This is a genomic window from Microbacterium arabinogalactanolyticum, from assembly GCF_030268005.1.
In the GTDB taxonomy this organism is placed as follows: Bacteria; Actinomycetota; Actinomycetes; order Actinomycetales; family Microbacteriaceae; genus Microbacterium; species Microbacterium arabinogalactanolyticum.
In genome coordinates, this window is the sequence record NZ_BRZC01000003.1 from 257,289 (window position 1) to 282,061 (window position 24,773).

General features: G+C 66.1%; 18 protein-coding genes. 8 read left to right on the plus strand and 10 right to left on the minus strand.

Features of this window, described 5'->3' with window-relative positions:
* Window positions 1-37 precede the first annotated feature (37 nt).
* The 8 genes from drmB to MIAR_RS03665 form a co-directional block, all read right to left on the minus strand.
* A complete protein-coding gene (gene drmB, locus MIAR_RS03630) occupies window positions 38-1,978 on the minus strand; it encodes a DUF1998 domain-containing protein (RefSeq protein WP_285631442.1) in 1,941 nt (646 codons plus the stop codon).
* The gene (locus MIAR_RS03635; protein WP_285631445.1) at window positions 1,975-5,475 is read right to left on the minus strand and encodes a helicase-related protein; all 3,501 of its coding nucleotides are present in this window, start codon (window positions 5,473-5,475) and stop codon (window positions 1,975-1,977) included. Before MIAR_RS03635 ends, drmB begins: the two co-directional genes overlap by 4 nt.
* Window positions 5,472-7,181, minus strand: coding sequence for a nuclease-related domain-containing DEAD/DEAH box helicase (locus tag MIAR_RS03640; protein WP_285631448.1), 1,710 nt, complete (start codon window positions 7,179-7,181; stop codon window positions 5,472-5,474). The genes MIAR_RS03635 and MIAR_RS03640 overlap by 4 nt, the downstream gene beginning before the upstream one ends.
* Window positions 7,169-8,701, minus strand: coding sequence for a DISARM anti-phage system protein DrmE domain-containing protein (locus MIAR_RS03645; protein WP_285631451.1), 1,533 nt, complete (start codon window positions 8,699-8,701; stop codon window positions 7,169-7,171). Before MIAR_RS03645 ends, MIAR_RS03640 begins: the two co-directional genes overlap by 13 nt.
* On the minus strand, window positions 8,698-9,699 hold the full coding sequence (locus MIAR_RS03650; RefSeq protein WP_285631454.1) for a hypothetical protein: 1,002 nt from the start codon (window positions 9,697-9,699) through the stop codon (window positions 8,698-8,700). Before MIAR_RS03650 ends, MIAR_RS03645 begins: the two co-directional genes overlap by 4 nt.
* Before the next feature lie 25 nt (window positions 9,700-9,724).
* On the minus strand, window positions 9,725-10,765 hold the full coding sequence (locus MIAR_RS03655) for a DNA cytosine methyltransferase (RefSeq protein WP_285631456.1): 1,041 nt from the start codon (window positions 10,763-10,765) through the stop codon (window positions 9,725-9,727).
* A 192-nt stretch (window positions 10,766-10,957) separates the two neighbouring features.
* Window positions 10,958-12,487: a GmrSD restriction endonuclease domain-containing protein gene (locus tag MIAR_RS03660; protein WP_285631459.1), complete on the minus strand. Its 1,530-nt coding sequence runs from the start codon at window positions 12,485-12,487 to the stop codon at window positions 10,958-10,960.
* A gap of 48 nt (window positions 12,488-12,535) precedes the next feature.
* Window positions 12,536-13,075: a DUF262 domain-containing protein gene (locus MIAR_RS03665; protein WP_285631463.1), complete on the minus strand. Its 540-nt coding sequence runs from the start codon at window positions 13,073-13,075 to the stop codon at window positions 12,536-12,538.
* Between the two features lie 141 nt (window positions 13,076-13,216).
* Between MIAR_RS03665 and MIAR_RS03670 the strand changes: the two genes are divergently transcribed.
* Window positions 13,217-13,606 (plus strand): DUF2510 domain-containing protein, encoded by a 390-nt coding sequence (locus tag MIAR_RS03670; protein ID WP_285631466.1) that lies wholly within the window; start codon window positions 13,217-13,219, stop codon window positions 13,604-13,606.
* Between the two features lie 54 nt (window positions 13,607-13,660).
* Here the strand turns inward: MIAR_RS03670 and MIAR_RS03675 are convergent, their stop codons facing one another.
* A complete protein-coding gene (locus MIAR_RS03675; RefSeq protein ID WP_285631469.1) occupies window positions 13,661-14,506 on the minus strand; it encodes a hypothetical protein in 846 nt (281 codons plus the stop codon).
* A 370-nt stretch (window positions 14,507-14,876) separates the two neighbouring features.
* On the opposite strand from MIAR_RS03675, the gene MIAR_RS03680 reads away from it, so the two are divergent.
* From MIAR_RS03680 to panB, 6 genes are all read left to right on the plus strand, one after another.
* The gene (locus MIAR_RS03680) at window positions 14,877-15,881 is read left to right on the plus strand and encodes a PfkB family carbohydrate kinase (protein ID WP_285631471.1); all 1,005 of its coding nucleotides are present in this window, start codon (window positions 14,877-14,879) and stop codon (window positions 15,879-15,881) included.
* A 92-nt stretch (window positions 15,882-15,973) separates the two neighbouring features.
* Window positions 15,974-20,749: an NAD-glutamate dehydrogenase gene (locus MIAR_RS03685; protein ID WP_285631474.1), complete on the plus strand. Its 4,776-nt coding sequence runs from the start codon at window positions 15,974-15,976 to the stop codon at window positions 20,747-20,749.
* Between the two features lie 158 nt (window positions 20,750-20,907).
* On the plus strand, window positions 20,908-21,663 hold the full coding sequence (locus tag MIAR_RS03690) for a Rossmann-like and DUF2520 domain-containing protein (protein ID WP_285631477.1): 756 nt from the start codon (window positions 20,908-20,910) through the stop codon (window positions 21,661-21,663).
* The gene (gene panC / locus MIAR_RS03695) at window positions 21,660-22,556 is read left to right on the plus strand and encodes a pantoate--beta-alanine ligase (protein ID WP_285631480.1); all 897 of its coding nucleotides are present in this window, start codon (window positions 21,660-21,662) and stop codon (window positions 22,554-22,556) included. The genes MIAR_RS03690 and panC overlap by 4 nt, the downstream gene beginning before the upstream one ends.
* Complete coding sequence (panD, locus tag MIAR_RS03700) at window positions 22,556-22,948, plus strand: aspartate 1-decarboxylase (protein ID WP_344289805.1); 393 nt, start codon at window positions 22,556-22,558, stop codon at window positions 22,946-22,948. The genes panC and panD overlap by 1 nt, the downstream gene beginning before the upstream one ends.
* Window positions 22,945-23,811, plus strand: coding sequence for a 3-methyl-2-oxobutanoate hydroxymethyltransferase (gene panB, locus MIAR_RS03705; protein ID WP_285631487.1), 867 nt, complete (start codon window positions 22,945-22,947; stop codon window positions 23,809-23,811). The genes panD and panB overlap by 4 nt, the downstream gene beginning before the upstream one ends.
* Window positions 23,812-23,815: 4 nt before the next feature.
* Here the strand turns inward: panB and MIAR_RS03710 are convergent, their stop codons facing one another.
* A complete protein-coding gene (locus MIAR_RS03710; protein WP_285631490.1) occupies window positions 23,816-24,265 on the minus strand; it encodes a MarR family winged helix-turn-helix transcriptional regulator in 450 nt (149 codons plus the stop codon).
* A gap of 62 nt (window positions 24,266-24,327) precedes the next feature.
* Here MIAR_RS03710 and MIAR_RS03715 point away from each other — a divergent pair, with 62 nt between their 5' ends.
* Window positions 24,328-24,696, plus strand: a complete 369-nt coding sequence (locus MIAR_RS03715) for a VOC family protein (RefSeq protein WP_285631493.1) — start codon at window positions 24,328-24,330, stop codon at window positions 24,694-24,696.
* The last annotated feature ends 77 nt before the right edge of the window (window positions 24,697-24,773 follow it).

The window sequence follows — 24,773 nt, forward strand, 5'->3', positions numbered from 1 at the left end:
TTCCCCAGGACTCATGGTGAGCGCAGGCTGGACATGATCAAACCGAAAGACCTGAGCCAGAGGACGCGTCCGAGAAGTAGCCCAAATTCGGGTCATCCAGAGTGCCGATCACGAGTCCTCGATCAAGGAATCGATTGAACTCCTCACAGCTGGTCTCGGGGAGGAGCCCACAGGCGTGACACGCCGCAAGGTTGCAGGAGTCCGGCCCTTGCCCCTTCTCGCCTGCATCCATACACACCGGATCAGTCGAGCACCAGTGAGCGTCCGCCAGTGCGGAGGCAAATACTTGTCGAAGGTTGTCCGGGCGTGCCATGCGAACAAGCCCGCCCATCGTCCCTTCCGAATCGCCCGCCGCTGTGTAGATCAATACACCGGCCATGTTCCGATCGGCCGAGTCAGAGACGTAGAGACGCTCCCGGAGGGAAGCCGAGCTGTAGCCGCAAGCGAAGATCAACTCGTTGATCAAAAGATGCGACAGCGTATGCAGCAGCACGAATCTTGGGCTAATCGTCCGCCCCTGCAGCCCGCGCTGGCCCGCCACCGATCCGTAGTGATCAGTGATCCGCTGGGCGCGTGCCTGGACCTCCGCGCGCCCCTCCCAGGCTGCAAGCGGGGCCCCATCGAGTTCGAAGTAGATTCCTTCACCCTTGACCACATAGGCCGGCAGCCAATCCTGCGCTGGGGTTAGGCTGGCACGCCTGAGCATGGCCTTCCCCTCCGTTAGCTTCAGCTCGCCGTCGCGAACCCGCGTAAACCCCCGCAGCGCGCGCGTCTCCCGAAGCACATCGACCGATCTCACGCGAGCGACGTGGTTTTCCAGATCAACGTGAAGACCCGGGTCGGATGCTGCGAGGAAGTCGTCTTTCGGTGTCTCACGAATCTTCACGTACTCCGGATGCCGCCAGATATCGTCGCTCGTCAGGCTCTCAGCGTCGACCGGAATCTCAGCTGGTTCCTCCTCGCCGCTCTCGCCGATGCCAAACTGATCTTGGTATGCCGCCAGTATCTCGTCGTCCGAAATGGGGGCGAAGAGTTCGGGCGGGACGTTTCGCTCCAGTAGCTTCCGTAGCTGCCCGCCCGACACCTCATCAAGACCCAACTGAAACACGTTGTTGAAGGTCGTGCTGACAGCAGGGTGTCGGAGCAGCTGATGAACCTCCTCGCTGACGGCTCCCTCACGTCGAGGGAGATAGATCGAGGACTCCACCTTGGGGAAGTAGACGTTTCCGGCGGCGCGCAGTGCGCCGCGAATCGGTTGATCGCAGACACCGTCAAGCTGGGCTATCCAGGGCCGGGCCCCACCGCAGAGATAGGGCTGTTCGGGCGAGACGAGCTGATCACTGAGATTGGTGTGTTCCTCGCCGTTCTTGTCGAATCGGGCCTCGGTGACACCTCGAAGCGAGCGCTCCTGCTTGCAGGTATCGCAGGTTACGACCTGCCCTTCGAGCCCGCCGCCTCCGCGTGATACGAGGCGCAATGTGCCCATACACGAGGGGTTAGCCGATCGATGCACCCACTCATCAAAGGGAAAGTCGTCCAGGTGCCCTCGGGCGCAGATTGCCACGAACGGAACCTGCGACATCTTCGGCTTGTATTTCTTGTCGGCATGCTCCTTGTCCTGGCACTCGACGAGCGTCTTCATCGTGAGCTTGCTGAGTTCCAGGCGCTTGCAATAGATGCAGAACGACCATCGAGGGAATCGCAACACGGGCACGGTAAGTCGGACGTTTCGCAAGTCGCTGCCCTGGCCTGACGGCCTATAGTCCGGTGGCAGTCGGAACTCGGAGACTTTGAGGCGAGACTCAAGCCGCCAGTCGTGTTCCTGGTACTCCTCCATCGCGAGAGCGCTTTGGTCGCCGGTCTCGTACCAGTGATCAAGACCAGCAGTGATCACTGAGGTTCCATTCACAAGCACGCTCATGGCCCCCACGCCGAATGGAGTCACTAGCTGCGCTCGGCGCATTGCTCCAGTGCTCATACTGTCTCCTCCATGGCCGTGTCCTCGAACAGGTACGCCTGACTGATCTCCAGGCGGCACTCGGCATCGACATTCCGCATGCTTGTCGGCACATCCCAGATAGTCGCACGCCTATTGAGATCGGGGAGGGTTCCCGCGAACCGCATGAGCCCCTGCAACGGATCACCAGTACGGGGGTTGGCGTCCCACTCGGTGCGCTCCCAGCCGCCCCACTGACGGGCACGATCTCGCGCAAAACGATCGAGAACCTGGAGTTCGTCGGGTTCCGCGATTTCTGCTCGCTCGCGCAACAGGCGGATGGCCTCGTCGTAGGCGGTTGAAGGGAACGGGTCAGGTCCGAGTGTCTCGGGAGCCGTCTGCCGAATATAGGCGACCGCGACAGCGTGAAGCGCTCTGCGAAGGACCGGCATAGCAAATGGAGTGACGGATGTCGGCTCCACCTGCGCGTAAAGCTGTTGATGGTATGTGCGGAAACGCTCGTAGTGGCTGCGGTCACGCGGTTTCGCGGCCCCGTAAATGGTGATAACCAGTCCGGGGCTGACTTCCGGCTTCCGGCCAACCCGACCGCTCACCTGAATGTACTGCGCCGTCGTCTTCGGTTGCCCGACGATGGTCATCAGCGCCAGCCGATCGATGTCCACGCCTACCTCGATGATGTTCGAGGCGAGACAGATATCGATAGCATCTTGTCGCTCCTTCCCAGGGGCGTACCTCACCTGGAGCTGTTCGATCGCCTTTGGAATCTCGTCTGACCGCCGCCTCGAGGTCAGTTCCATCTGTCGGTGAGGCCATCGTGGCACGATCCCATCCCGTCGGCGGAGCCCGGTGAGATAGTCGGGAATGTCGGCCTGGAGGAGTGAGACGGTATTCCCGAGTTCCCGGAGCGAGTTAAGGAAGTTGAGGTTGGTCCAGTATCCGTCTCGGTCCTCTTCTGGGATGTCCACCCCTGCCTGGAGGGTTGCGGCAGCGACACGGACCTGGACCGTCTGCGTTGATCCGAGCGATGCGCTCATCACACCGATGTAGCGCCGCCCTGGTTCCGGGGTTCCGTCGGCCGAAGTCGCGGGTTCAGCGAAGAAGGACTGCCCCTCCTCAAGACCATGCGGCGGAAATAGCGCGACGGTCTCTCTGCCGAAAAGCCCCTTGATTTGGTCCTCATATCGCCTGACCGTCGCTGTGGAGGCAATGATCTTGGGGAGCACAGGACTCGCGCCGCGGCGATCGGTGCACAGCTCGTCGATCACGGGCTCGTAGATTCCGACCATTGAGCCGAGCGGGCCGGAGATCAAGTGCAACTCATCCTGAATGATCAAGCTGGGCGGAGACACCTTTCGCGCGCCACTCGCGTCAAGCCCGAAGAGGTTCCTCGCCCTGGGGCGCCAGGCCATCATCGCGAACTTGTCGACCGTTCCGATGACAATCGAGGGCTGTGCTTCATAGATATCGTCATCGACAACATGGACCGGCAGGCCAGCACGGCGTGAGTACTTGCACTCGCCGTCAATGCAGCGGAGCACGACCTTGCCCGCTGCTTCTTCGTACCCGATCGGTTCTTGTCCGCCGCCCTTCTTAGCCTGCGGGCCCATCTGCGCGCCGCACCAGGGACACCTCAGTAGAAGGAAGAGGTTCTGCTCGTGGGGCTGTTTGCGCAGAGCCCGCAAGTTGTCAAGTGCTTGCTTCCACGTATTCGGTGTTGAGCTACCACCCAGCCAAACCCCAATTCCAAACGGAGCAGCACCGAGGGTGCCAGAGTTCTGCTCCCGAATGTCTTCGAGGACGCAGACTAGCGATGCAGCACGAAGGAACTGCTGCGCCGTGAGGAGACGCAGGGTGTATCGCATGAGCGTGTCTGTTCCGGCGTCCTCTGGGTTGCGGAGCCGCCGGGAGAGCAAACTGACGGCGGCTGCGCCAAGATACGCCTCTGTCTTGCCACCACCAGTGGGGAAGAAGATCAGATCGACATCGCTGCGAGTCTGGCGTTCTGGTTGCACGAGTTCCGGCAGCACTGCAAGTAGGAACGCGATCTGGAATGGACGCCAGTATCCCCGGCCAGCCGGTACGGTGATTGCGGGGTGCGCCCCCTCAACTCTCCACCGACCATCGCCACTCTGTTTGGCCTCGCGCAGCTCGAATCCGGATCGGACCTGCTGGAGTAGCATCGCCTCGTTCGCCCAGCGAAACGCTCGCGCAGCGTGATCATTCGCTGCCACGAGGCTCCAACCTGTTCGCATCCGCGTCAGCGCGGCTCGTGCTCGACGCATGTGCTCACTTGCAGCGTCCTGATAGCGCGGAAGCAACTCGGGAATCTCGGCTTCCCGCCGGTCGATCCACTTCTCATACTGACTGAGGACAAGCTCCACTTGGGCGGCGCCGCTCTCGCTACCACTTGCTAGGGCCGCCATGCTCACAGACACCGGCTGTCGCTTGCCATCGGCATCGAATACAGGATTCCCGTTATTGTCAGACAGGTACACGTTGGGTGAGAGGCTGACGACCTCATATGCAGGCAGAGCCGCGGCCTGCACGAACGGCACAACTCCATCGGCGTTGACTGCCCCCCACTCGGCTGCACAGCCATGCCCGATCGCATAGGTGCGTTGGTTCCGGTAGAGGAGGTCAAGTGATCGCTCCTCCTCATCCCGGTCGGGCAGCTCGACCTCCGGATAGGGGACGATGTCAGCGTCGCCGACAGGCGACACCTTGAAGCCAACCTGAAAGACGGCTGCAGACGGGCCGGAACCAGGGGCATCGTTGACGACTGCGAGGGTCACGATCCGGAGAGTCCGATCGCCAGCCCCGGGGACAGGACGACTGAACACCCGCACGGCAAGAGGAACAACAGCTTCGCCGTTCAGTAGCATGACGTCAACAACTTTGAGCCGATTCGTCTCCCGTAGAACCGTACGACCCGAGATCGTGCCGACCGCCTCGAAGGGGCGTCGCGCCCACCAATTGATTGGTTTGGCGACACCTGGGATGTGGACGGTCAGCTTCTCGTATCTCGCGCCGACTATCTCAACGGTGAGGGACCCCGAGTCAGCTATGCGAGTCTCAAACGAGATGGCCATCGCCGACGGCTTGAACGTGTTGGCATCCGTGAGATCAAAGTCGTCCGAGTCAGCGACATCGTGACGGACACGGCCCCTAATCTCGATAGGCGGTCCAATCTGGTCGTCTTCGGAGACCGCGATACCAGTGACTCCGTCGAGGGCGTCGGAAACGTCCTCTTCAGCGCTCTCCACCGCTGAGCCGCCGACGGTAGCGCCCGCGAACAAGACTCCGACCCCGTAGCGCTTGAGTGGGGTACCGCTCGTGAGAATCTCCTGGCCGCTGTCCGCATCGTGGAACTGGCCCCGGGACGCCTCCGTCGTCTCGAAACGCACGACTCCAGCGTTGATCGTCAGCGGCTGCCCCCGCACGGGATCACCGTCGAGAGGCCCGAACAGTTCACGCCGTAGGGCCGCCTCAACGGTCTCACGGGCTTCGATTCCACTCATGTCTCAGCTCCAACCAGTCGCCGTAACGTGTTCGTTTCTACCAGGGTGGTCAGGCGATCCGTCGCTCGTGTCAACCCAACGTAGACGAGCGCATCGAAGCGTGACCCGACCGAGCCATCAAGGTCAGTGACGATGACAGCTGGCGCGTCGAGTCCCTTGAACGAGTGGATGGTGGCGTAGCGGAGCCGCCCCTTGATCGGCTTCGACCCGTCGGCGGGACTCAGCACTTGACGAAGCCAGGGATCGGATGTGCTCGCGGCGACAGAACTATCGCCAAGCGGGCTGAGCACGACGATCTCTGTCAGATCGAAGCCTTCGTCACGCAGATCGCCTATAGCCTTCCGCAGTATGGAGGCCTGGTCCTCGCGGCGAACGTACTTGATGATCGTCGGATCGATACCGTCGTCGGTTCGGCGGAACTCTCTGAACCCCGGCGTCAGGTGACCGAGAAGATTCACCTGATACCCGATACGGGGCAGGTTCCGGCAGTTCTCTGACAGTCGGAACGACGCCAGATGCGGCGACCGGTCGCGAAGTACCTCTCGTGCGTCCTCGCTGCCATAGATCGCCTGGCGTTCAAAGTCACCGAACAGGAGAACGCGACCGTCGCGCAGCCCGCCCTTGACGAGCAAGTCGAGCAAGTCGAGGTACGGGCCAGTCGCGATGTCTTGAATCTCGTCGACGATGAGGAAGTCCCCGACCTCGCCCGCGCTCCGCTCAGCAAGGCCCTCAAGGGCCCGCTCGGGCAGGACTCGCGCCCAGAAGTCGTTGTCTGCGTCTATCGGCGGGCCGCTCAAGTCGGCGAGTCGCAGCATCTCCTGGTGTAACGTGCCCACGCGGAGTCCCACGACATCGGTGAGCTTCTCGCGGAGGCTACGCCCAAGCAGGCGGTTGAAGCACAGAATTCGACCTGTCCGACCCTGAGCGACCTCCCGCTGAGCCGACTCGGCGGCGAGGAAGGTCTTGCCTGTACCGGCGGGGCCCGTAAACAAGACGCCTCTGTTGTCGGCGGCTGAGTCCAGTGCGTGGTACTGCTCCTCGACGAACTGTGCGAGCTGACCCTCTCGCGCTTGTCGGCGGTCCCCAGCAGTCATCACAACCTCGAACCGCGGGCGAAGCGTGGCCACGATCCGATCAGCGGTGGCCCGGTCGGGGCCATGTCCACCAAACCCGAAGTACTTGATCATCGCGTCGAGGTGCTGCGCTCCCTCTCTCATGACTCGTTCAACCGCTTGAGCTGTGGTCGCGAGGTCGCTCGAATCGAGCACCTGCCACGAGTGCCACTCAGGCGAGTCGGGCAGGGTTGCTCGCGCACGTACTCCCGTGAACCACACCGCGCGCAGGACCGGGACATCCCGCAAGTCGACCCGTTTGCTCCGGAGGAAGTCGCGGATGCTGTGCATCGCCTCCTGCGCCTGCTGAAAAGGTCCCCGCAGGGTCGGAGGGTCCTGACCGAGGCGCCAGGTGCCGTCGGAGCCACGTGCGACCGACAGGTGCGACTTCACCTCGATCACCAGCAGACCAGCGTCGGGCGCGACGATGACGAAGTCTGCCTCGCCCTCGACCTGTCGCTCGTGCTGCGCGATCCCAAGTGAGTGCAGCACAGTCCAGTGCTCAGTCCCAGCTGCGTCTCGCAGTGCAGCAAAGACGGCCTTCTCGCCTGGAGGCGCGGACTCGGTGCAGTAGGCCGGAATCATTCGAGCCATTTAGCACCTTCGTCGGCAAACGGCACGCGAGCGTCGTGGCGGGCGACCAGCTCCGTAAATGGCGCGATCGCAAGGACGCGGCTGACGAACATACCCCGAAAGCCTGGCTCCGCAATGTCGAGGGTCATATGACCGACGCACTCAAGCTCGCGAAGGTCCGCGGCATCCGCCGCTGCCTCCAGCCGGTCACGCAACTCCCTGGTGGCTCGATGTACCTCATGTCTCAGCAATGAGGCATGCCCGAAGTACGGTTGTACCGGTAGCCCCAGCCACTCGAGGAGCCGCTCGAAATCGCCATCACTTTGTGGACGGATCACGTGAGGCGATGCCCAGGCGCGGACCTGGCCGGCCGCGCGAACCTCGAGCGCGCGCAAGGCGCGTTCGGAATCGCGGATGCCTCTGATCCCGATTCGCTCAATCAGTACAGACTTCCAGGATGCCTGCGACTCCTGGATTGCTGACGCGCGAGGGCCGATTCGCGTAAATGCTCGTGCGTGGAGGGACTCGCGCTCAGCCTCACCTTCGCGCAGAAGCAGATACGTGCCCGGAGCGACCGCGGACACCTCGGAATAGCCAACGCGCTCGCCGGGCGGCTGTGTTGGATCAAGCGCGCGGATGCGCTCACCATCGTCGTCAAGCCAGATTGCGCGATTCCCCGACAGAAGGATCTTGCGCCCTTCCACCTCGTCCGCATTCGGCGCACGGTCCTCACTCATCCGCGTCCCCCAAACTGGCTGTGGGAGGAGGTCCTCCTCCGGGATCGGCTCAGTCTCCGACATCGCAGGCTCTGGCGACGCGGGCAGCGCATCGCCCACTTCGACGGTACGAGCGGCAACCTGGATACCGCCTTCGGCGTATTGCGCGATCGCTGAACTTGGGATATTGCGATCGCCGAACCACGCCGGGAGGATAAATGTCACCTCCAGCGTCCGGGGCGCAGTGACCGCCGTCGGCTTGAAGAATCGCGGTGGACCGACGAAGTAGGCGATGTCCTCGGAAACGTTGGCGCGTTCAAGATCGCCGAGCGTGAAAACTCGTGCCCCAAGCGGGCCGAGCCATTCGCCTAGGGCTTCTCGCGATCGACTGCTCGCAGTCACGACGATTGCCGAGTCCACTCCGACCTCAGTCAGCGACTCAAGCAGTACGGAGCCCACGAGTGGGGCTCGGGTGCAGAGCGCAGCCGCGGCGTCAGCGATCTCTCGCAGGAGCGCATCTTCATCGACGGCTCCGATCAGCCGCCTAGCCTGACGACTCACCTCGCCCGCGGCAGTCGTGAGCTGAGCATTGAGCTCGATCGGCATCGGGTCTGTGATGAGGCGCCAGCGCAGCATTTTCGCAGCACCGGCGAGATGATCCCAGACGCCGGGCCCATCCCGCTGGATAAGTCGGAACAAGCCGCGGGTGGCCGCATCAAACCTTGCGCTGAGTTCGTCCCGAACAGCAATGATCTCGACGCCATGCCGCACCAGCGAAGCCGAGGCCGCATATCGCTGATCGAGTCCGATGATCCGCGATGTCATAGTGTCACCGTGAATCCGAGTGCCTCGACACCGGCAGGAGGAACCCAGCCGAGCTGCGTCGACAACGCAATCGGCTCCCCGCGCGAGTTTCTGAGCTGCACGACCTGTTCCGCTGCGCTCTCGTCAGCAACGGATCGATCGAAGACGCACACGACGATCGGGCTTAGAACATCATTGAGATATCTGATCGCACCCTGGCCGTCCAAGATCGTGAGGATTACGTCATCGGGAAGCGGAAGTTGGTCCGCAAAACCCGAAGACGAATAGATGCGTGAAAACCAAGTCGCCGATTTCTCAGTTCTCGGCAGAAGCAGGGTAGCCAATGAGTCGCCGTCGGGATCATCGCCTCGGGCAAGAACAGCTTCGAGGTCGTCGCTAATCCAGCTCTTCGTGCCCACGATTGCGAGGTCCGCCGCAGGTGCGACAAGACGCTGCGCCCAGTTTCGGTCAACGCCTGTCATGCGACCGATGCTTCCGATGTGCGGTCGCGGCATCCGCTCGGCTGGGTCATCCTTGCCAGTGGCTGCGACTGCTTCCAACATGTCGACGACCCAATGCCCAGCGAGTGTGACATCCACACGCAGCTTGTCCCGCACCACCTTCCCGGAGAGGCCCTGGAACCTACCTGAAATCACGTGGTTCGCGTTGACGGCACGGTAGTTGCCCAGTGGCAGCGCTGCGCGCAAAACCGTAAACGGGTCGGTCGTTACCTGGGCGGGCGGCCTTCCGAGATTCCAACCGGAACCAATAAGCGCCGCTGCATACTCGCGACTCGGAACCGAGATAGCAACGATCAGTTGTCGACCGTTGAAATCATCAACCTTCCGCGCAAGCCGCGTTCCCAACGCGAGGATGGGACCGATCCATGACGAGCAAACCGAGGTGGAGTCAGGGTTGTCCGCAAGACTGAGGAGCACGTTCGGCCCAGGCCGACTCTCCGCCTTACTCATTGCTTCCCCCGCTCGTTGTCCTTCCACTTTAGGGATGACGGTCGACATTGGACGGAGACGACGGCTGAGCTGGCTACGCTGCGACCGTCTGGGCGGCACTCGCCGACGTGGTCAGCGCGGTCGAGGTGGCCGCCGCGAGCGAACGCGCCACGGGCGGCGGCACAGCGTTTGAGACCTGCTCCACCTGCTGTGAGAGAGTACCTTCGAGGACGAATGACCTGGGGAAGCCCTGCAGGAGCATTGCCTCATAGATGCTGAGCCGACGCGCCCCGTCCGGATGTATATGAATCTCTCGATGTCCATAGGCCACCGTGGGACTTGGCTTGTCCCACGACAGGCGCCGGAAGCTCCTAGTGGGCGCGGGGCCAGCGGTCTCGCCGTTGAATCTTTTGGATCGGGGAGTCATGGTCCAATGGTTCGGATGCGTCGGGATGTCGTCCGCTGAGAGGCTTCGTGAGAAGAACACTGGCTGAGGCAAGTGACCAATTGCGCCGCGCACGGTCAAGTCGACTTCCTCGCGAGAGATCGTCTTCGGCTTGAATGAGCTAGCGGCTGCCTCGTGCTTGAATCCCGAGATGATCACGCGGTTCCGTGTCTGGGGTACGCCGTAGTCGAGAGCCGAGTGGTCGGCAACACTTGCCGTGAGCTCCAACTCTTTGAGCCGAGCCAGGATGCCGCGGAATGTCACCGAGTGCTTCGCATCGCGGATACCCATGACGTTCTCGAAGAGCACGAACTGTACGTCGTAGCGCGTTTGCAGCGCCTCAACGATTTCGAGGTAGAAGGTTGGCATCTGATTTCGGGGGTCATCGGCGCGAGAGTTAGAGTTCGCGCGTGAGAATCCCTGACACGGTGGCCCTCCGATGATTCCGATGGCCTCGCCGTCCTTCAGCGCCTTAGCGATCTCGTCCAAGACGGCGAGGCTACCGGATGCCTCGTTCCGGATCGTGATGTCCGCCGCAACTGACATGGTCGCCGGGAAGTTGCGCTTATGCGTCTGCACGGCGGCCGCCATCCGATCGACCGCAAAGGCGATCTCGTAGCCCTCAAGGTGGAAGCCGAGATCAAGTCCTCCAGCACCCGAGAAGAGGCTCACGATGCGGGGCAGAACCATCGGGCTCTCCTTCATGTTACTTGGGCACCAACTGCGCCTCGTCGGAGCCAGCGTAGCGCCACCTTTGCTGGATCAAATCGAGCTACGCATGGATCAGCCGACTTGGGTGAGAATCGAGGCGGATGCTGAACGCGATGGTCGCGGACCGTATGTCAGGCTGCCAGCGTCAGAATGCTGAGATCTGGACGGGGCTCACTGCCGCCGCAGCAGTTCCTCCCGCAGGTCCTTCAGCCAGGCGCCGTTCTCGACCCGCCAGAAGTACCAGGCGTTGCCGCTGCGTCCGCCCCGGACGGCATTCGCAGCTGCGGCAGGTGAGCTGTACGTCTTGCCGTCGTAGAGCATCTGCCCGCCGGCGAGCAGAGTGCCGCGCGCGTCGTGCCAGCGTTCTTCGGTGCATACCAGAACGGCACCGACCTCGATCAGCCCGGCGCTGATCAGGTCGGCGTAGGAGGTGGTCGCTTTGCTGAAGCGCGCAGACCGGTCGACAGTCTTGCCCTCGTGCCTCTCGGGTACAGGCCACGTTTCCAGCAGAGCGGTGATCATCGCATCCGTCCGCTCCGCTATCCTCACCTCGTCCCAGCCGTCGGCAGAGCCATCGATCACCACGCGGTTCATCAGGAGCACGTCGTGCTTCCTGAGTTCTGCGCGCTTCCCTCCGTCTCCAAGCCATGACGCGTTCGAAACCGACGCGTTGAGTGGCCCCGTGAGCAGGGTGAGGTTGCCGAGACGGTGCACGTTGTCATCTCGTTCGGCGCCCGCCGCGGCATCCGCGACCGGCCAGTGCGTCTGCCAGGTGCGCGGCAGAAGGTGCTCCACCTGCTGCTTGGCGCGATGCACCCGGATGCCGGTCTTCGAATGACCGTTTGCGGTGTACCCACGATGCCAGTCCTCGACGGCCTGCAGGAAGACCCGCTGCATCGGCTGGGAGAACCGCTGATAGAAGTGCACGTGCTGAAGCGACGAGCGAACCTCGTCATCCCCGGGCCAGTAGGTGCTCGTCGAGACCAGGCCGGTCAGATACTGCTCCACCTTGGCGATCACGTCGTCGTCGGCAGCGTTACGGGCGTACGAGATCAGCTCGGATGCGATGCGCCCGAGGTCACCGCTCTGCAGACGCAGAAGGCGTCGTCGCATGATCCAGCTCTCGACGCGGTCGATGACGGACGCGATCGTCTGCGGTCGGTACTTCGTCTCCGGAGACGTGAGCCACAGGGCGATCGCCTTGGTGATCTCGACCTGAGCGACGCTCATCCGATAGAAGTGCAGCGCAACGCGGTCGAGATCGGCGTGAGGGTCGGCTGCGCGCCTGGTCAGCTCTTCATAGTGCTTCGCCTGTGCGGTGATGATGTCGAGCAGCTCGGACATCGTGCGTTCGGTCTCGTGCTCGGTGAAGAACTTGAAGCGGGAGAACGTCGACCGTGGGCTGATCTCTCGACCGACCTGCGACACCAGCCACTGACTGAGGAAGAGCGCACTCCGCGTCGTCGGAAAGCGGCCGACGCTGACCTCCGCCTCCCAGAACTTGGTCTCGAACGGCCAGCGGGCGTATGCGTCTGCAGTGTTCGTGCCTTCGAGGCGCAACCGCTGGAAGACATAGTTCTTGATCAGATCAGCGGCAGTGAGAGGGGTTCCGCGTGCGTTCAGAGTCTCGAAGATCTCCTGGGAGTCCTCCGTCGCAGTGAGCCGGATGATGACCAGCTGGAGCGACAGCTGCAGCGACATCGCGAGCGCCTCGGCGCGTGCCGAACTCTGCTCAGGATCGCCGTCGAGTCACGCGCCGATGTGGGTGGCGAAGAACTCATGCGCCCGGGCGATGAGCGAGTCGCCGTGGTCGAGCCTCCGATAGTCGATGGGCGGCGCGGCGAGCATCACTTCGTCGAACGCGACACGGTCGCGATTGGTGTGGCGCAGTTTCAGACCTGGGTCGGAGCCGCCCGTGAACATCGCGCTGTTGTGCGTGAGGAACGCGAGTTGCCCGGCAAGGCTGGTGAGCCCTCGTTCTTCGAACGCGGCTGCGGTGGCATCCAGCACCAGCTGCAGCGTCGTGAGTCGCTGCTGGCCATCGACGATCTCGTACTCCTGCACGCCGACGGGCCCCGCAGCTGCGTCCTGTGTGACGACAGCGCCCAGGAAATGACTCACCGTCGAGGTGGGAGCGGTGAGCCGGTGCTCGGTGATGCGTCGGATGTCGGCCCACAGGGGAGCCCATTGCTCGTCCTCGGTCCACACGTACGGACGCTGATAGATCGGCACTGTCAGGTGCTGAGGCATGTTGAAGATCAGTTGCGGCGTCGCCAGATCGGTCTGCACGAATTACTCCTTCGCCACGGCGCTCGGAGGCGCGCGGTCACTCGCATTCTATGAGGGCGGATCAGCCGCACTGCGGAGCGGGTCGGGGCCGCTACGGTGGCAATCATTCGACCCGAAACCGGGTCGGAGAGAGGGGTTCTGATGGCAGACACGCAGGCCGGCTGGTACGACGACGGAACCGGCACCATGCGGTGGTGGGACGGGCAGCAGTGGACCGATCAGGTTCAGCCGCCCGCGCCGCACGAGCCAGGTCTGGACGGGTTCATCAATCGGGCCCGAGCGGATGCCGAGGCCGGCGCGCAGCCGCGTCCTGCTCCGCAGGGCATGAGCTACGTCGTGCTGCAGGTCGTGCTGAAGGAGAAGTTCTTCGGCAGCGGCTCCGGCAACCTCGTCGAGCTGGAAGCCGTGATCAACAGGCAGGCCGCGCTGGGCTACCGCCTGCACACGATCACGACCGCGTCGTCCGGGAGCACCGGCTTCGGCGGTGGCGATCGCATCCAGGCGACGATGGTGTTCGAGAAGCTCGTCTGAAGACCAACGCGGCAGGGTGCGCGACCGGGCGTTGACCGGTCGCGCACCTCCGCCTTACGGCTTGACGAAGACCTCGTCCGCGAGCAGACCGGGCGTCACCCGCACGACGGCGGCGTCGCCGTCGGGCACGGCGAACGCCACCGAACCGGTGGCCGACGCGCCCTTGTACATCTCGTCCAGGCCGAAGCCGTCCTTCAGCATCACGAGGTTGTCGTAGCTGTTGACGACATTGCCTGCGCTGGTGACCATCGCGACCTGCACCTCGGCTGCGAGGCCCTTCTTGCCGCCGTTGTAGGTGACCGTGTAGTTCACGATCTCGTAGTGCGAGCCGGCCGGAGCTTGGTCGTTGAACTGGTTGGCGTCGGCGACCACAGGGTTGCCGTCGGTGTTGACGCTGTTGACCACGACGGTCCAGTCGTCGTTGCTGATCTGCGACGACAGCGGGTACGGGTTCTCACGCGTACCCTGTGCGGCCTCCGCCGGCTTCTTGTCATCCGCGGGCTTCGCGTCGTCGACCGGCTTCTCGACCGGCTGAGACACCGTCGTCTCGCCGCCGCCGAAGGCGTTGTTGAACGACGTGGCGACCACGGCGAAGAACACGATGAACCCGACGATCGTCCCGACGACCGAGACGATCAGACCCACGATGCCCATCCACTTGCGGTCGCCCTTCAGGAACAGCGACACGATGCTGAGGATGAACGCGATCGGCAGCAGGATCCAGCCGACGATCAGAGCGCCGGGGATGCACGCGAAGATGAAGCCGACGATCGCGACGATCATCGCCACCATGGCCACGACGTTCGTCTTCTTCGGTGCGGGAGGCTGCACTCCGACCGGAGGCACGGGCGGGGGAAGCTGCGGCGCGGGGGCACCGGCGGGCGGGTTGGGGATGGACATGCGGATCTCCTTGGGAGAAGGTGCGCGGAGCACCGGCCTGCCCCACGACGGGCGTCGCAGGGAGCCGGTCCCCGCGCACTCCGATCAGCGCCCTCCCAGTGGGCGTCGAGCGTGGAGTCGGGGGAGATCTCCGTGGTCCGCGAGGACCGGCTGAATCGAACTATAGCGACTGCGGGGGACAACGATCTCCCCGCGTAGATTCGCGAGTGTCGAGCCGGCCGAGGACCGGCGCCGGCGTGCTGAGCGAACGCGCACACCGGGCACGGTTGAGGGCGTGAGATGTGCAGGGTGAACGATCCGCGACGCGTCCGGACATCGAGGGAGCACAGGATGCCGTGGCCGACCGCCACTCGCTCAGTAGGCTGTCCGCATGCGCACGGATGCCGACGCCACGGACCCCCACCGGAAGAGCGGCTCCGCCCCCCGGGTGATCCACACCGGCCAGGCGCTCGTCGACCTCATCGTCGAGGTGCCGGACCTCCCTGCTCGAGGACAGAACGTCATGGCCTCGTCCGCGAACCGATACGCGGGCGGCGCGGTGACGGTGCTGCTCGCCGCCGCGCGCCTGGGTGCCGGGTGCGTGCACGCCGGCGCGGTCGGCACGGGCCCGAACGGCGACCTCATCCGCGCCGTGCTCGCCGCCGACGGCATCGCGGCATCCGCTCCTCCCGTCCCGGACCGCGACACCGGCGTGTGCGTCGTGATGGTCGAGCTCACCGCCGAAAGGACCTTCGTCACGACACTCGGCGCCGAGCGCCACATCACCGTCGACTCACTGGCGACCACCGGCGTCGAGCCCGGCGACCTGGTCTGCGTCACCGGCTACTCGCTGGCCGTCGGCCGGACCCGTGATCCGCTGCTCGCGTGGCTCGCCGACCTGCCGGACGAGGCGGTCGTCGTGCTCGACCCGGGCGCAGCCTTCGCCGGTCTGCCCGCAGAGGTGCGAGAGCGGATGCTGGCGCGTACCGACGTCTGGACCGGAAACGCCGAGGAATCCGCCGACCTGCTGTCGGTGCTGGATGTCGTGACTCCCGGCACCGACGCCGAGTCGGCGATCGCGGCGCATGCTCGCGCACTGGCGCCGCTGATGCGCGCAGGCGCGGTCGCCGTCGTGCGTGACGGTGCCGCAGGCTGCGCGGTGCACTCGAACGGCGAGACCTTCAGCATCCCCGGCTTTCCGCAGACCCCGGTCGACACCAACGGCGCCGGCGACACCCACACCGGCGCGCTGCTGGCGGCGATCGCGGCCGGCTCCCCCTGGCCGGATGCCTGCCGGCGAGCCAACGCCGCCGCCGCGATCAAGGTCACCCGCCGAGGGCCGACGACCGCGCCCACCGCGGCCGAGGTCGACGCGTTCCTGCACGACCGCAGCTGAGGCACCCGGACACTGTCCCCCCGCCCCGACGGGTAGGCTTTTCAGGAGGTCGAAGACGACCCACGCACCACCGCTGAAGGGGAACGCGCAGCATGGCGAACGCAGTCGAATCCGCCGAACTCCGAGACGCCATCGCGGCACTCGACCCCGACGTCAGATCCGGCGTGGAGCGCCTGATCGCCCGGCTCGACGCGATCGATCTGGCCGAGCGCGAAGCCCGCGATGTCGTGGGTGCCGCAGTCGCGATGCGCGCTCTGGCCGCCCGCCGCGGCCGCGGCGAGACGAACGTGTCGGTCTTCACCCCGACGCTCAGCGAGCACGGCTGGACGTCGCGCCGCACCATCGTCGACATCTGCACCGACGACGCCCCGTTCCTCGTCGACTCGGTCACCTCCGCGCTCGCCGCCCAGGGGCTCGCGGTGCATCTGCTGCTGCATCCGCTGGTCGAAGTGCACCGCGACGACGACGGCAGGCTGCTCGAGACGGATGCCCGGGGCGGCGCGCTCGAATCGTGGATCCACCTCGAGGTCGATCGGGTCCCCACCGAAGAGGGCCGCGACGCCCTCGCAGAGCGACTGCTGTCGGTGCTCGCCGACGTGCACGCCTCGGTCGACGACTGGAGCGCGATGCGCCGCGCCTGCCTCGACCTGGTCACCGACCTGCGCACCGCGCCGCCGGCCACGGCCGATCCCGCCGCCGTCGGCCCTGCCGTCGACTTCTTCAGCTGGCTCGCCGACGACAACTTCACCTTCCTCGGCTACCGCGAGTACTCCCTGGAGACCGACGACAGCGGCGAGGACGTGCTGGTGCCGATCCCGCACTCCGGGCTCGGCATCCTGCGTAAGCCCACCACGGCTGTCGCCCACCTGCGTCCTGAGGCGCAGCGCACCGCCCGCGAGCCGCGCCTGCTCACGATCACGAAGGCGAACTCGCGCGCCACGGTGCATCGCGACGTCTACCTCGACTACATCGGCGCACGCATGTTCGACGAGGCGGGCGAGGTCATCGGCGAGCGCCGGTTCCTGGGCCTGTTCACGTCGGGTGCGTACGCGGCATCCGTCATGACCCTGCCGATCGCCGCCGACAAGGTGCGCGCCGTGCTCGACGCCTCGGGATTCGCTCCCATGTCGCACTCCGGCAAGGACCTGCTGGGAATCCTCGAGCAGTACCCCCGCGACGAGCTGTTCCAGGACTCCGTCGAGCACCTGCTCAAGGTGGTCACCGAGGTCACCCGCCTGAACGAGCGTCGCCGCGCCCGCACCTTCCTGCGGCGCGACGAGTTCGGCCGCTTCGTTTCGGTGCTCGTCTATCTGCCCAAGGACCGCTACAACACACCCGTGCGGTTGCGCATCGAAGCCGTGCTGCGGGAGGTGTTCGGCGCCGAGCAGGTCGACCACGCCACCCGCGTGGCCGACTCGCCGCTCGCCCAGCTGCACTTCGTCGTGCGCATGCCGCGCGGCACCTCCCTGCCCGACGTCGCCGAGGGCGACCTGCAGCTCAGGCTGGCGGATGCCGTGCGCGGATGGGACGAGGGTCTCGTCGACGCCCTGCACCACGCCCACGGCGACGACGAGGCCGCCCGCCTGCTCGCCGACTACGGTCAGGCCTTCCCCGCGGTGTACAAGGAGACGGTCACCCCCGACGAGGCGGTCGGAGACGTCGCCCTGCTCGAGCAGCTGCGCGAGCGGGAGTTCGCGGTGCGGCTCAACGTGCCCGAGAAGGACGTCCCCGGCAAGCGCGTCCTCACCCTCGCATCCCGGGAGGAGTACCCGCTCACCCGCGTGCTCCCGGTGCTCACCGATCTGGGCGTCGACGTCGTCGACGAGCGCCCGTACACGATCTCCCTCCCCGACGGCACGAGGTGGCACGTCTCGGACTTCGGCCTCACCGCTGAGGGCGTGGACCGGTGGATCGACCCGACCTGGGGCGCGACGTTCGAAGACGCGTTCAGCGCCACCTGGACGGGCGCCGCCGAGAGCGATCGGCTCAACACCCTCGTGCTGCACGGCGGCCTCGACTGGCGGCGCATCGTCATCCTGCGGGCGATCGCGATGTACCTGCGCCAGGCAGGGTCGGCGTTCTCCGTGGAGTACACCGAGAACGCCCTCGTCTCGAACCCGGGACTGGCCGCCACCCTGGTGCGCCTGTTCGAGCTGCGCTTCGACCCGTCCGTCGAGGGCGACCGCGACGCGCAGATCGAATCCGCCGAGGCCGAGCTGCTCGAGGGGCTCGATCAGGTCGCGAGCCTCGACGACGACCGCATCCTGCGCTCGTTCGACGGTGTCATCGCGGCGACCTGGCGCACCAACTTCTACCAGCCCGCGGCCGACGGCACGCCCAAGCCGTGGGTGTCGATGAAGCTCGACTGCGCCCGGGTCCCCGGGCTGCCCAAGCCGCTGCCGATGGCCGAGATCTGGGTGTACTCGCCCGAAGTCGAGGGTGTGCACCTGCGGTTCGGAAAGGTCGCGCGCGGCGGGCTGCGCTGGAGCGACCGGCGCGAGGACTTCCGCACCGAGGTGCTCGGCCTGGTCAAGGCGCAGATGGTGAAGAACGCCGTCATCGTCCCGACCGGTTCCAAGGGCGGCTTCTTCGCCAAGCGCCTGCCCGCCCCCGGCGACCGCGCCGCGTGGCTCGAGGCCGGCAAGTCCGCCTACCGCACGTTCATCCGCGGCCTGCTCGACCTCACCGACAACCGGGTCGGCTCCGACGTCGTGCCCCCCGCCGATGTCGTGCGGCACGACGGCGACGACCCCTACCTGGTCGTCGCGGCCGACAAGGGCACCGCGTCGTTCTCGGACATCGCCAACGGCATCTCCGAGGAGTACGGATTCTGGCTTGCGGATGCCTTCGCATCGGGCGGCTCGGCGGGCTATGACCACAAGGCCATGGGCATCACCGCCCGTGGCGCCTGGGAGTCGGTCAAGCGGCACTTCCGCGAGCTCGGACTGGACACGCAGACCGAGGATTTCACCGTCGTCGGCATCGGAGACATGTCGGGCGACGTCTTCGGCAACGGGATGCTGCGCTCGCGCCACATCCGGCTGGTGGCGGCCTTCGACCACCGCCACGTGTTCATCGATCCGAACCCGGACGCCGAGTCGACGTTCGCCGAGCGCGAGCGCCTGTTCAACCTCCCCGGTTCGTCGTGGGACGACTTCGACCGCAGCGTGATCTCCGCCGGGGGTGGCGTGTACCCGCTGTCGATGAAGTCGATCGCCGTCACACCCGAGATGGCCGAGGCGCTCCGGCTCGACCCGGCGGTCACGAAGATGACCCCGATGGAGCTGAAGAAGGCCGTGCTGCTCGCGCCGGTCGACCTGCTCTGGAACGGCGCCATCGGCACCTACATCAAGGCGAGCGACGAGAGCGACGCCGAGGTCGGCGACCGCGGCAACGACGCCGTCCGCGTCGACGGCCGCGAGCTGCGCCTGCGGGTGGTCGGCGAGGGCGGCAACCTCGGGGTCACGCAGCGCGGCCGCATCGAAGCGGCATCCGCGGGCATCCGGATCAACACCGACGCGATCGACAACTCCGCCGGCGTCGGCACCTCCGACCGCGAGGTGAACATCAAGATCCTGCTCGGCATCCTCGAGCGCGAGGGGCGGCTCGATCGCCCGGCGCGCAACGAGCTGCTGCAGTCGATGACCGACGAGGTCGCGGTGCAGGTGCTGCGCGACAACTACGAGCAGAACGTGCTGCTCGGCAACTCCCGCGCCAACGCCGGTGTCATGCTGCCCGTGCACGAGCGGTTGATGGAATGGCTCGAGGAGCGCGACGAGCTCGACCGCGAGCTGGAGTTCCTGCCCAGCCGGGCGAAGGTGGCCGAACTGATCGCCGACCAGCAGGGCCTCACCCGCCCCGAGTTCGCGGTGCTCGTCGCCTATGCGAAGCTGGCGCTCAAGGCCGACCTCGCCGCCACCGGCCTGGCCGACGATCCGTGGTTCGAGCGCACGCTCGCCGAGTACTTCCCCGCACCGATCCGCGAGGCGTACGCCGGTGATCTGGATGCGCATCCGCTGCGCACCGAGATCATCGTCAACACCGTGGTGAACTCGATGGTGAACCGTGGAGGCATCACCTTCGCCTACCGGGCGGCGGACGAGACCGGTGCGACCAGCGAGGACATCGCCCGCGCGTACGTCGCGGTGCGCGAGATCTTCGACCTGCGCGGCTTCGTCGTCGCGGTCGAGGCCACCGACAACGTCGTCTCGACCGACGTGCAGACCGATCTGTACCTCACCTTCCGCCGCCTCCTCGACCGCGCCACCCGCTGGTTCGTGCAGCATCGGCCCGACGGTGTCGACATCGGCGCTGAGATCGAGCTGTTCCGGGAACCCGTCGCGCACCTGTCATCGAACGTCGACACGTGGCTGCAGGGCGTCGATCTGGAGCGCTTCGAGTCGCGCACGAGTGAGCTGCAGGCTGCGGGCGTCCCTGCCGAGCTGGCCAGGCGCGGTGCCGGGCTGCTCGACGTGCTCTCGCTGCTCGACATCGCGGAGTGCGCGCGCACGCGCGGCTGGACGCTCGAAGACGTCGCGGGACTCTACTTCGCGCTGTCCGCGCGGCTGGCGTTCGAGCAGACGCTGACCAAGATCACCGCGCTGCCGCAGACCGACCGCTGGGGGTCGATGGCGCGGGCGAGCATGCGCGACGACCTGTACGCCGTCATGATCGAGCTGACCGCGACGGTCGCGGCTCAGACCGAGGCGGACGCACCGGAGGCTCGGATCGAGGCGTGGCTGGAGCAGGGCGGTGCGTCGACGCGGCGCACCGTCGACGAGGCCATCGCCGCGGCGACGGCGCAGGACGGTTCCGGGCTGGCGACGCTCTCGGTCGCGGTGCGGAGGCTGCGTTCGCTGGTGCGGTGAGCGACGGGCGGATGCCTGCGCCGCGATCTCGGTGAGATCAAGATGACAAGCAGTATTAGTGGTTCTGAATCAGAAGAACAATCAGCACTGCAAGTCAACGTGGCGGATTGATCCCAGATTTTGCCTGACATCGATGCCAGGCGGATACTCATCCCGTCATGAGCACCTCTCCGGACGCCTCCGATATCTCCCGAACGACCGTCGCCGTCATCGGCGCGGGCCGTCTCGGCGGCGTGCTCGCGAACGCGCTGAAGCGGGCCGGATTCACCGTGGCGGGTCCGCTCGGCCGGGACGACAGCGTCCCGGCATCCGACATCGCCCTGCTCTGCGTCCCGGATGCCGAGATCGCGACCGCCGCGAGGAACGCCCGGCCGCACGCGACCTTGCTCGGACACGTCTCCGGCGCCACGCCCCTCGACGACGTCGACTTCAGCATGCATCCGCTGCAGACGTTCACCGGCGCCGAGACTCCTGAGGTGTTCCTCGGGATCGGCGCCGCCATCGCGGGACGCACGCCGCACGCCGCACACGCAGCCGAGCAGCTCGCGCGAGCCCTCGGCGCCCGCCCGTTCCACGTCGACGACGCGCACCGCGCCGGCTACCACGCGGCCGCGTCGATCGCCTCGAACCTCGTGCTCACCGTGCTCGATGCCGCCGAACAGGTCGCCCGGGCCGCCGGCATCCGCTCCGACCAGGCCCGCGAGCTGCTCGCACCGCTCGTCACCCGCACCGTCGAGAACTGGCGGACCCACGGGGCGAGCGCAGCCCTCACGGGTCCGATCGCACGCGGCGACGAGGAGACCGTCGCCCGCCAGCGCGAGGCGATCTCCGAGCAGGCCCCCGCGCTTCTCGCCCTGTTCGACCAGCTCTGCGACAGCGCCCGCACCATCGCGACCCCGAAGGGCTCCGCATGAAGATCCTCCGCACCATCCCCGAGGTCCGCTCCGCCGTCCGCGATGCGCGCGCCGCAGGCCGCACCGTCGGCCTCGTCCCCACGATGGGCGCCTTCCACGACGGGCATCTCTCCCTCATGCGCGCCGCGCGCGCGGCGACCGACCTCGTCGTCGTCTCGCTGTTCGTCAACCCCACCCAGTTCGGCCCCACCGAGGACCTCGCCGCCTACCCGCGGGACGAGGCCCGCGACGCCGCGCTCGCCGAGCAGCAGGGCGTCGACATCCTCTTCGCCCCCGAGCCGGCCGAGATCTACCCCGACGGCTTCGCCACGAACATCCACGTCGCGGAGGTCACCGAGGTGCTCGACGGCGCCTCCCGCGGCGCCTTCCACTTCGACGGCGTCGCCACCGTCGTCACCAAGCTGTTCGGCATCGTCCGCCCCGACGTCGCCTTCTTCGGCCAGAAGGACGCCCAGCAGGTTCTCGTGATCCGACGCGTCGTCCGCGATCTCGACCTCGATGTGCGTATCGAGGCGTGCCCGATCGTCCGCGAGCCCGATGGACTCGCCATGAGCTCGCGCAACGTCTACCTCGATGCGGATGCCCGCCAGCAGGCCACCGCGCTGAACCACGCCCTCGACGCCGCGGCGCAGCTCCACGCGAGTGGCGAGCGGGATGCCGCGAGGATCGTGGCCGCGGCGGAACGGGTCCTCGCGGATGCCGGCATCCGACCCGACCACCTCGAGCTGCGCTCGAACGACGACCTCAGCCCGCTCACCCACGTCGACCGCGACGCCCTGCTCGCGGTTGCAGCCCGCGTGGGCGCCGCACGCCTGATCGACAACCACATCCTGATCGCGGAGCCGGCCGCCACCGGCATCCGCCCCGAAGCCCATCAGAGAGGCGGCGAATGATGCGACGCACCATGCTGAAGTCGAAGATCCACCGCGCCACCATCACCGGCAGCGACCTGAACTACGTCGGCTCCATCACGATCGACGCCGACCTGCTCGACGCGTCCGACATCCTCGAGCACGAGCAGGTGACGATCGTTGACGTGAACAACGGCTCGCGCTTCGAGACCTACACGATCGAGGGCGAGCGCGGTACCGGGGTGATCCAGGTGAACGGCGCCGCCGCCCGCCTGGTGCACTCCGGCGACACGATCATCGTCATCTCCTACGGCGACTACTCCGCGAAGGACCTGCAGACCTACGAGCCGACCGTCGTGCACGTCGACCGCTCCAACCGGATCATCAAGGTCGACGACGCCGTGGATCAGCTGCTCACCGAGGCCCTGTCATGAGCGCGCAGGGCGCCGCGCGCCCCCTGACCCTCGGCGACCTGGCGACGAAGAAGGATGCCCGCGAGCCGATCGTCATGGTCACCGCCTACGACCACCCCAGCGCCCAGATCGCCGAGCAGGCCGGCGTCGACATGGTGCTGGTCGGCGACTCCGCGGCGATGACCGTACTCGGATACCCCTCCACCGTGCCGGTCACGATCGACGAGATGCTCATGCTCACGAAGGCCGTGCGGCGCGGGCTGTCCCGCGCACTGCTCGTCGGCGACCTGCCGTTCGGGTCGTACGAGGCATCCGATTCCCTCGCCGTGCAGACCGCCCAGCGCTTCGTGAAGGAGGCCGGCTGCGATCTCGTCAAGATCGAGCGCGGCGGTACCACGGTCGAGCGGGCGCGTGCGATCGCCGCCGCCGGAATCCCCGTGGTCGGGCACGTCGGCCTCACGCCGCAGAGCGTCACCGCGCTCGGCGGCTACCGCGCGCAGGGCCGCACGGCGGAGGCCGCGCTCGCCGTGATCGACGACGCCCTCGCCCTGCAGGAGGCCGGCTGCGCGCTGATCGTCGTCGAGGCGGTGCCCTCGGAGGTGACGGCGCTGCTCGTCGAGCGCCTCCGTATCCCCGTGATCGGGATCGGTGCCGGAGCGGATGCCGACGGCCAGGTGCTCGTGTGGCACGACCTCCTCGGTATCTATGACGGGCCGGCGGCGAAGTTCGTCAAGCGGTACGCCGACGTGCGCGCCGCCTCTCTTGCTGGAGTCGCGGAGTACGCCCGCGAGGTGCGGTCGGGTGCATATCCGGCCCCGGAGCACGGGTACGGGATGCCCGCGGACGAGGTCGAGAAGCTGAAGGAGCTGCTCGCCGGGCGGTGAGCCCCTACTCGTCGGTGCGCAGCGAGCGGATCATGCTCTGCAGGCCGGCGAGCGCGACCGCCTGCTCGTCTGCCGTCATTCCGCTCAGCATTCGAAGTTCCACTGCCCGCACGGCGGCGCTCGCGGCGTCGAGCGACGTGCGGCCCTGGGGCGTGAGCCGCGTCGGCAGCACCTTCCCGACCGGCGCCTCGGCGGGTCTGCTCACGAGCCCGTCCCGCTCGAGACCCTGCAGCAGCACGCTCATCGACTGCCGCGTGACGAAGGCGCCGCGGGCGAGGTCGGAGTTCGACAACCCGGGATGCTGGGCGAGAAGCTCCAGACAGGAATATTCGGTGATGGTCAGCCCGAGCGGTCGCAGCACGGTCTCCATCGCCAGTCGCAGCGCGCTGGCAGCCTCTTTGAGCGCGTAACCGATGGACGTCTCCAAGTCGATCCGGTCTGCGGCTTGACTCATGTCAGTATTCTGACATACATTGGGGCATGTCAGATAACTGACACAAAACTGAGGAGCACAGCATGTCCGTCACCGGACCCGACTTCATCTCTCTGCAGGTTCGCGACCTCGCGGCGTCGCAGGCGTTCTACGAGCGTTACCTCGGAATGGTCCGCTCGCCGGCTGGACCACCCCACGCCGTCGTCTTCGAGACGACCCCGATCGCATTCGCGCTGCGCGACATCGTGCCGGGCACGGATCTGGCATCCGCTCCTTACCCGGGAATCGGCGCGGCGGTCTGGCTGCACGCCACCGACGTGCAGGCGATCCACGACGCGCTGGTCGCCGACGGTCACTCGATCGTCGCCGCTCCGATCGATGGGCCCTTCGGGCGCACCTTCACCCTCGCCGACCCGGATGGATACCGGATCACCCTGCACGACCGCGCCTGAGGCCGTGCTCGACATCCGTCCGGGTACAGATGTCGGTCGAGATCACGGATGTCGGCTCAGGGGTGGCATCCGGGCCG

What these genes read in the sequence shown, in the direction of transcription:
- panD (WP_344289805.1), top strand. Translation starts at nt 22,556, where the DNA reads ATGCGACGCACCATGCTGAAGTCGAAGATCCACCGCGCCACCATCACC.
- MIAR_RS03685 (WP_285631474.1), top strand. Translation starts at nt 15,974, where the DNA reads ATGGCGAACGCAGTCGAATCCGCCGAACTCCGAGACGCCATCGCGGCA.
- drmB (WP_285631442.1), bottom strand. Translation starts at nt 1,978, where the DNA reads ATGAGCACTGGAGCAATGCGCCGAGCGCAGCTAGTGACTCCATTCGGC.
- panC (WP_285631480.1), top strand. Translation starts at nt 21,660, where the DNA reads ATGAAGATCCTCCGCACCATCCCCGAGGTCCGCTCCGCCGTCCGCGAT.
- MIAR_RS03670 (WP_285631466.1), top strand. Translation starts at nt 13,217, where the DNA reads ATGGCAGACACGCAGGCCGGCTGGTACGACGACGGAACCGGCACCATG.
- MIAR_RS03660 (WP_285631459.1), bottom strand. Translation starts at nt 12,487, where the DNA reads ATGTCGCTGCAGCTGTCGCTCCAGCTGGTCATCATCCGGCTCACTGCG.
- panB (WP_285631487.1), top strand. Translation starts at nt 22,945, where the DNA reads ATGAGCGCGCAGGGCGCCGCGCGCCCCCTGACCCTCGGCGACCTGGCG.
- MIAR_RS03650 (WP_285631454.1), bottom strand. Translation starts at nt 9,699, where the DNA reads ATGTCGACCGTCATCCCTAAAGTGGAAGGACAACGAGCGGGGGAAGCA.
- MIAR_RS03710 (WP_285631490.1), bottom strand. Translation starts at nt 24,265, where the DNA reads ATGAGTCAAGCCGCAGACCGGATCGACTTGGAGACGTCCATCGGTTAC.
- MIAR_RS03640 (WP_285631448.1), bottom strand. Translation starts at nt 7,181, where the DNA reads ATGGCTCGAATGATTCCGGCCTACTGCACCGAGTCCGCGCCTCCAGGC.
- MIAR_RS03690 (WP_285631477.1), top strand. Translation starts at nt 20,908, where the DNA reads ATGAGCACCTCTCCGGACGCCTCCGATATCTCCCGAACGACCGTCGCC.
- MIAR_RS03680 (WP_285631471.1), top strand. Translation starts at nt 14,877, where the DNA reads ATGCGCACGGATGCCGACGCCACGGACCCCCACCGGAAGAGCGGCTCC.
- MIAR_RS03655 (WP_285631456.1), bottom strand. Translation starts at nt 10,765, where the DNA reads ATGGTTCTGCCCCGCATCGTGAGCCTCTTCTCGGGTGCTGGAGGACTT.
- MIAR_RS03715 (WP_285631493.1), top strand. Translation starts at nt 24,328, where the DNA reads ATGTCCGTCACCGGACCCGACTTCATCTCTCTGCAGGTTCGCGACCTC.
- MIAR_RS03675 (WP_285631469.1), bottom strand. Translation starts at nt 14,506, where the DNA reads ATGTCCATCCCCAACCCGCCCGCCGGTGCCCCCGCGCCGCAGCTTCCC.
- MIAR_RS03635 (WP_285631445.1), bottom strand. Translation starts at nt 5,475, where the DNA reads ATGAGTGGAATCGAAGCCCGTGAGACCGTTGAGGCGGCCCTACGGCGT.
- MIAR_RS03645 (WP_285631451.1), bottom strand. Translation starts at nt 8,701, where the DNA reads ATGACATCGCGGATCATCGGACTCGATCAGCGATATGCGGCCTCGGCT.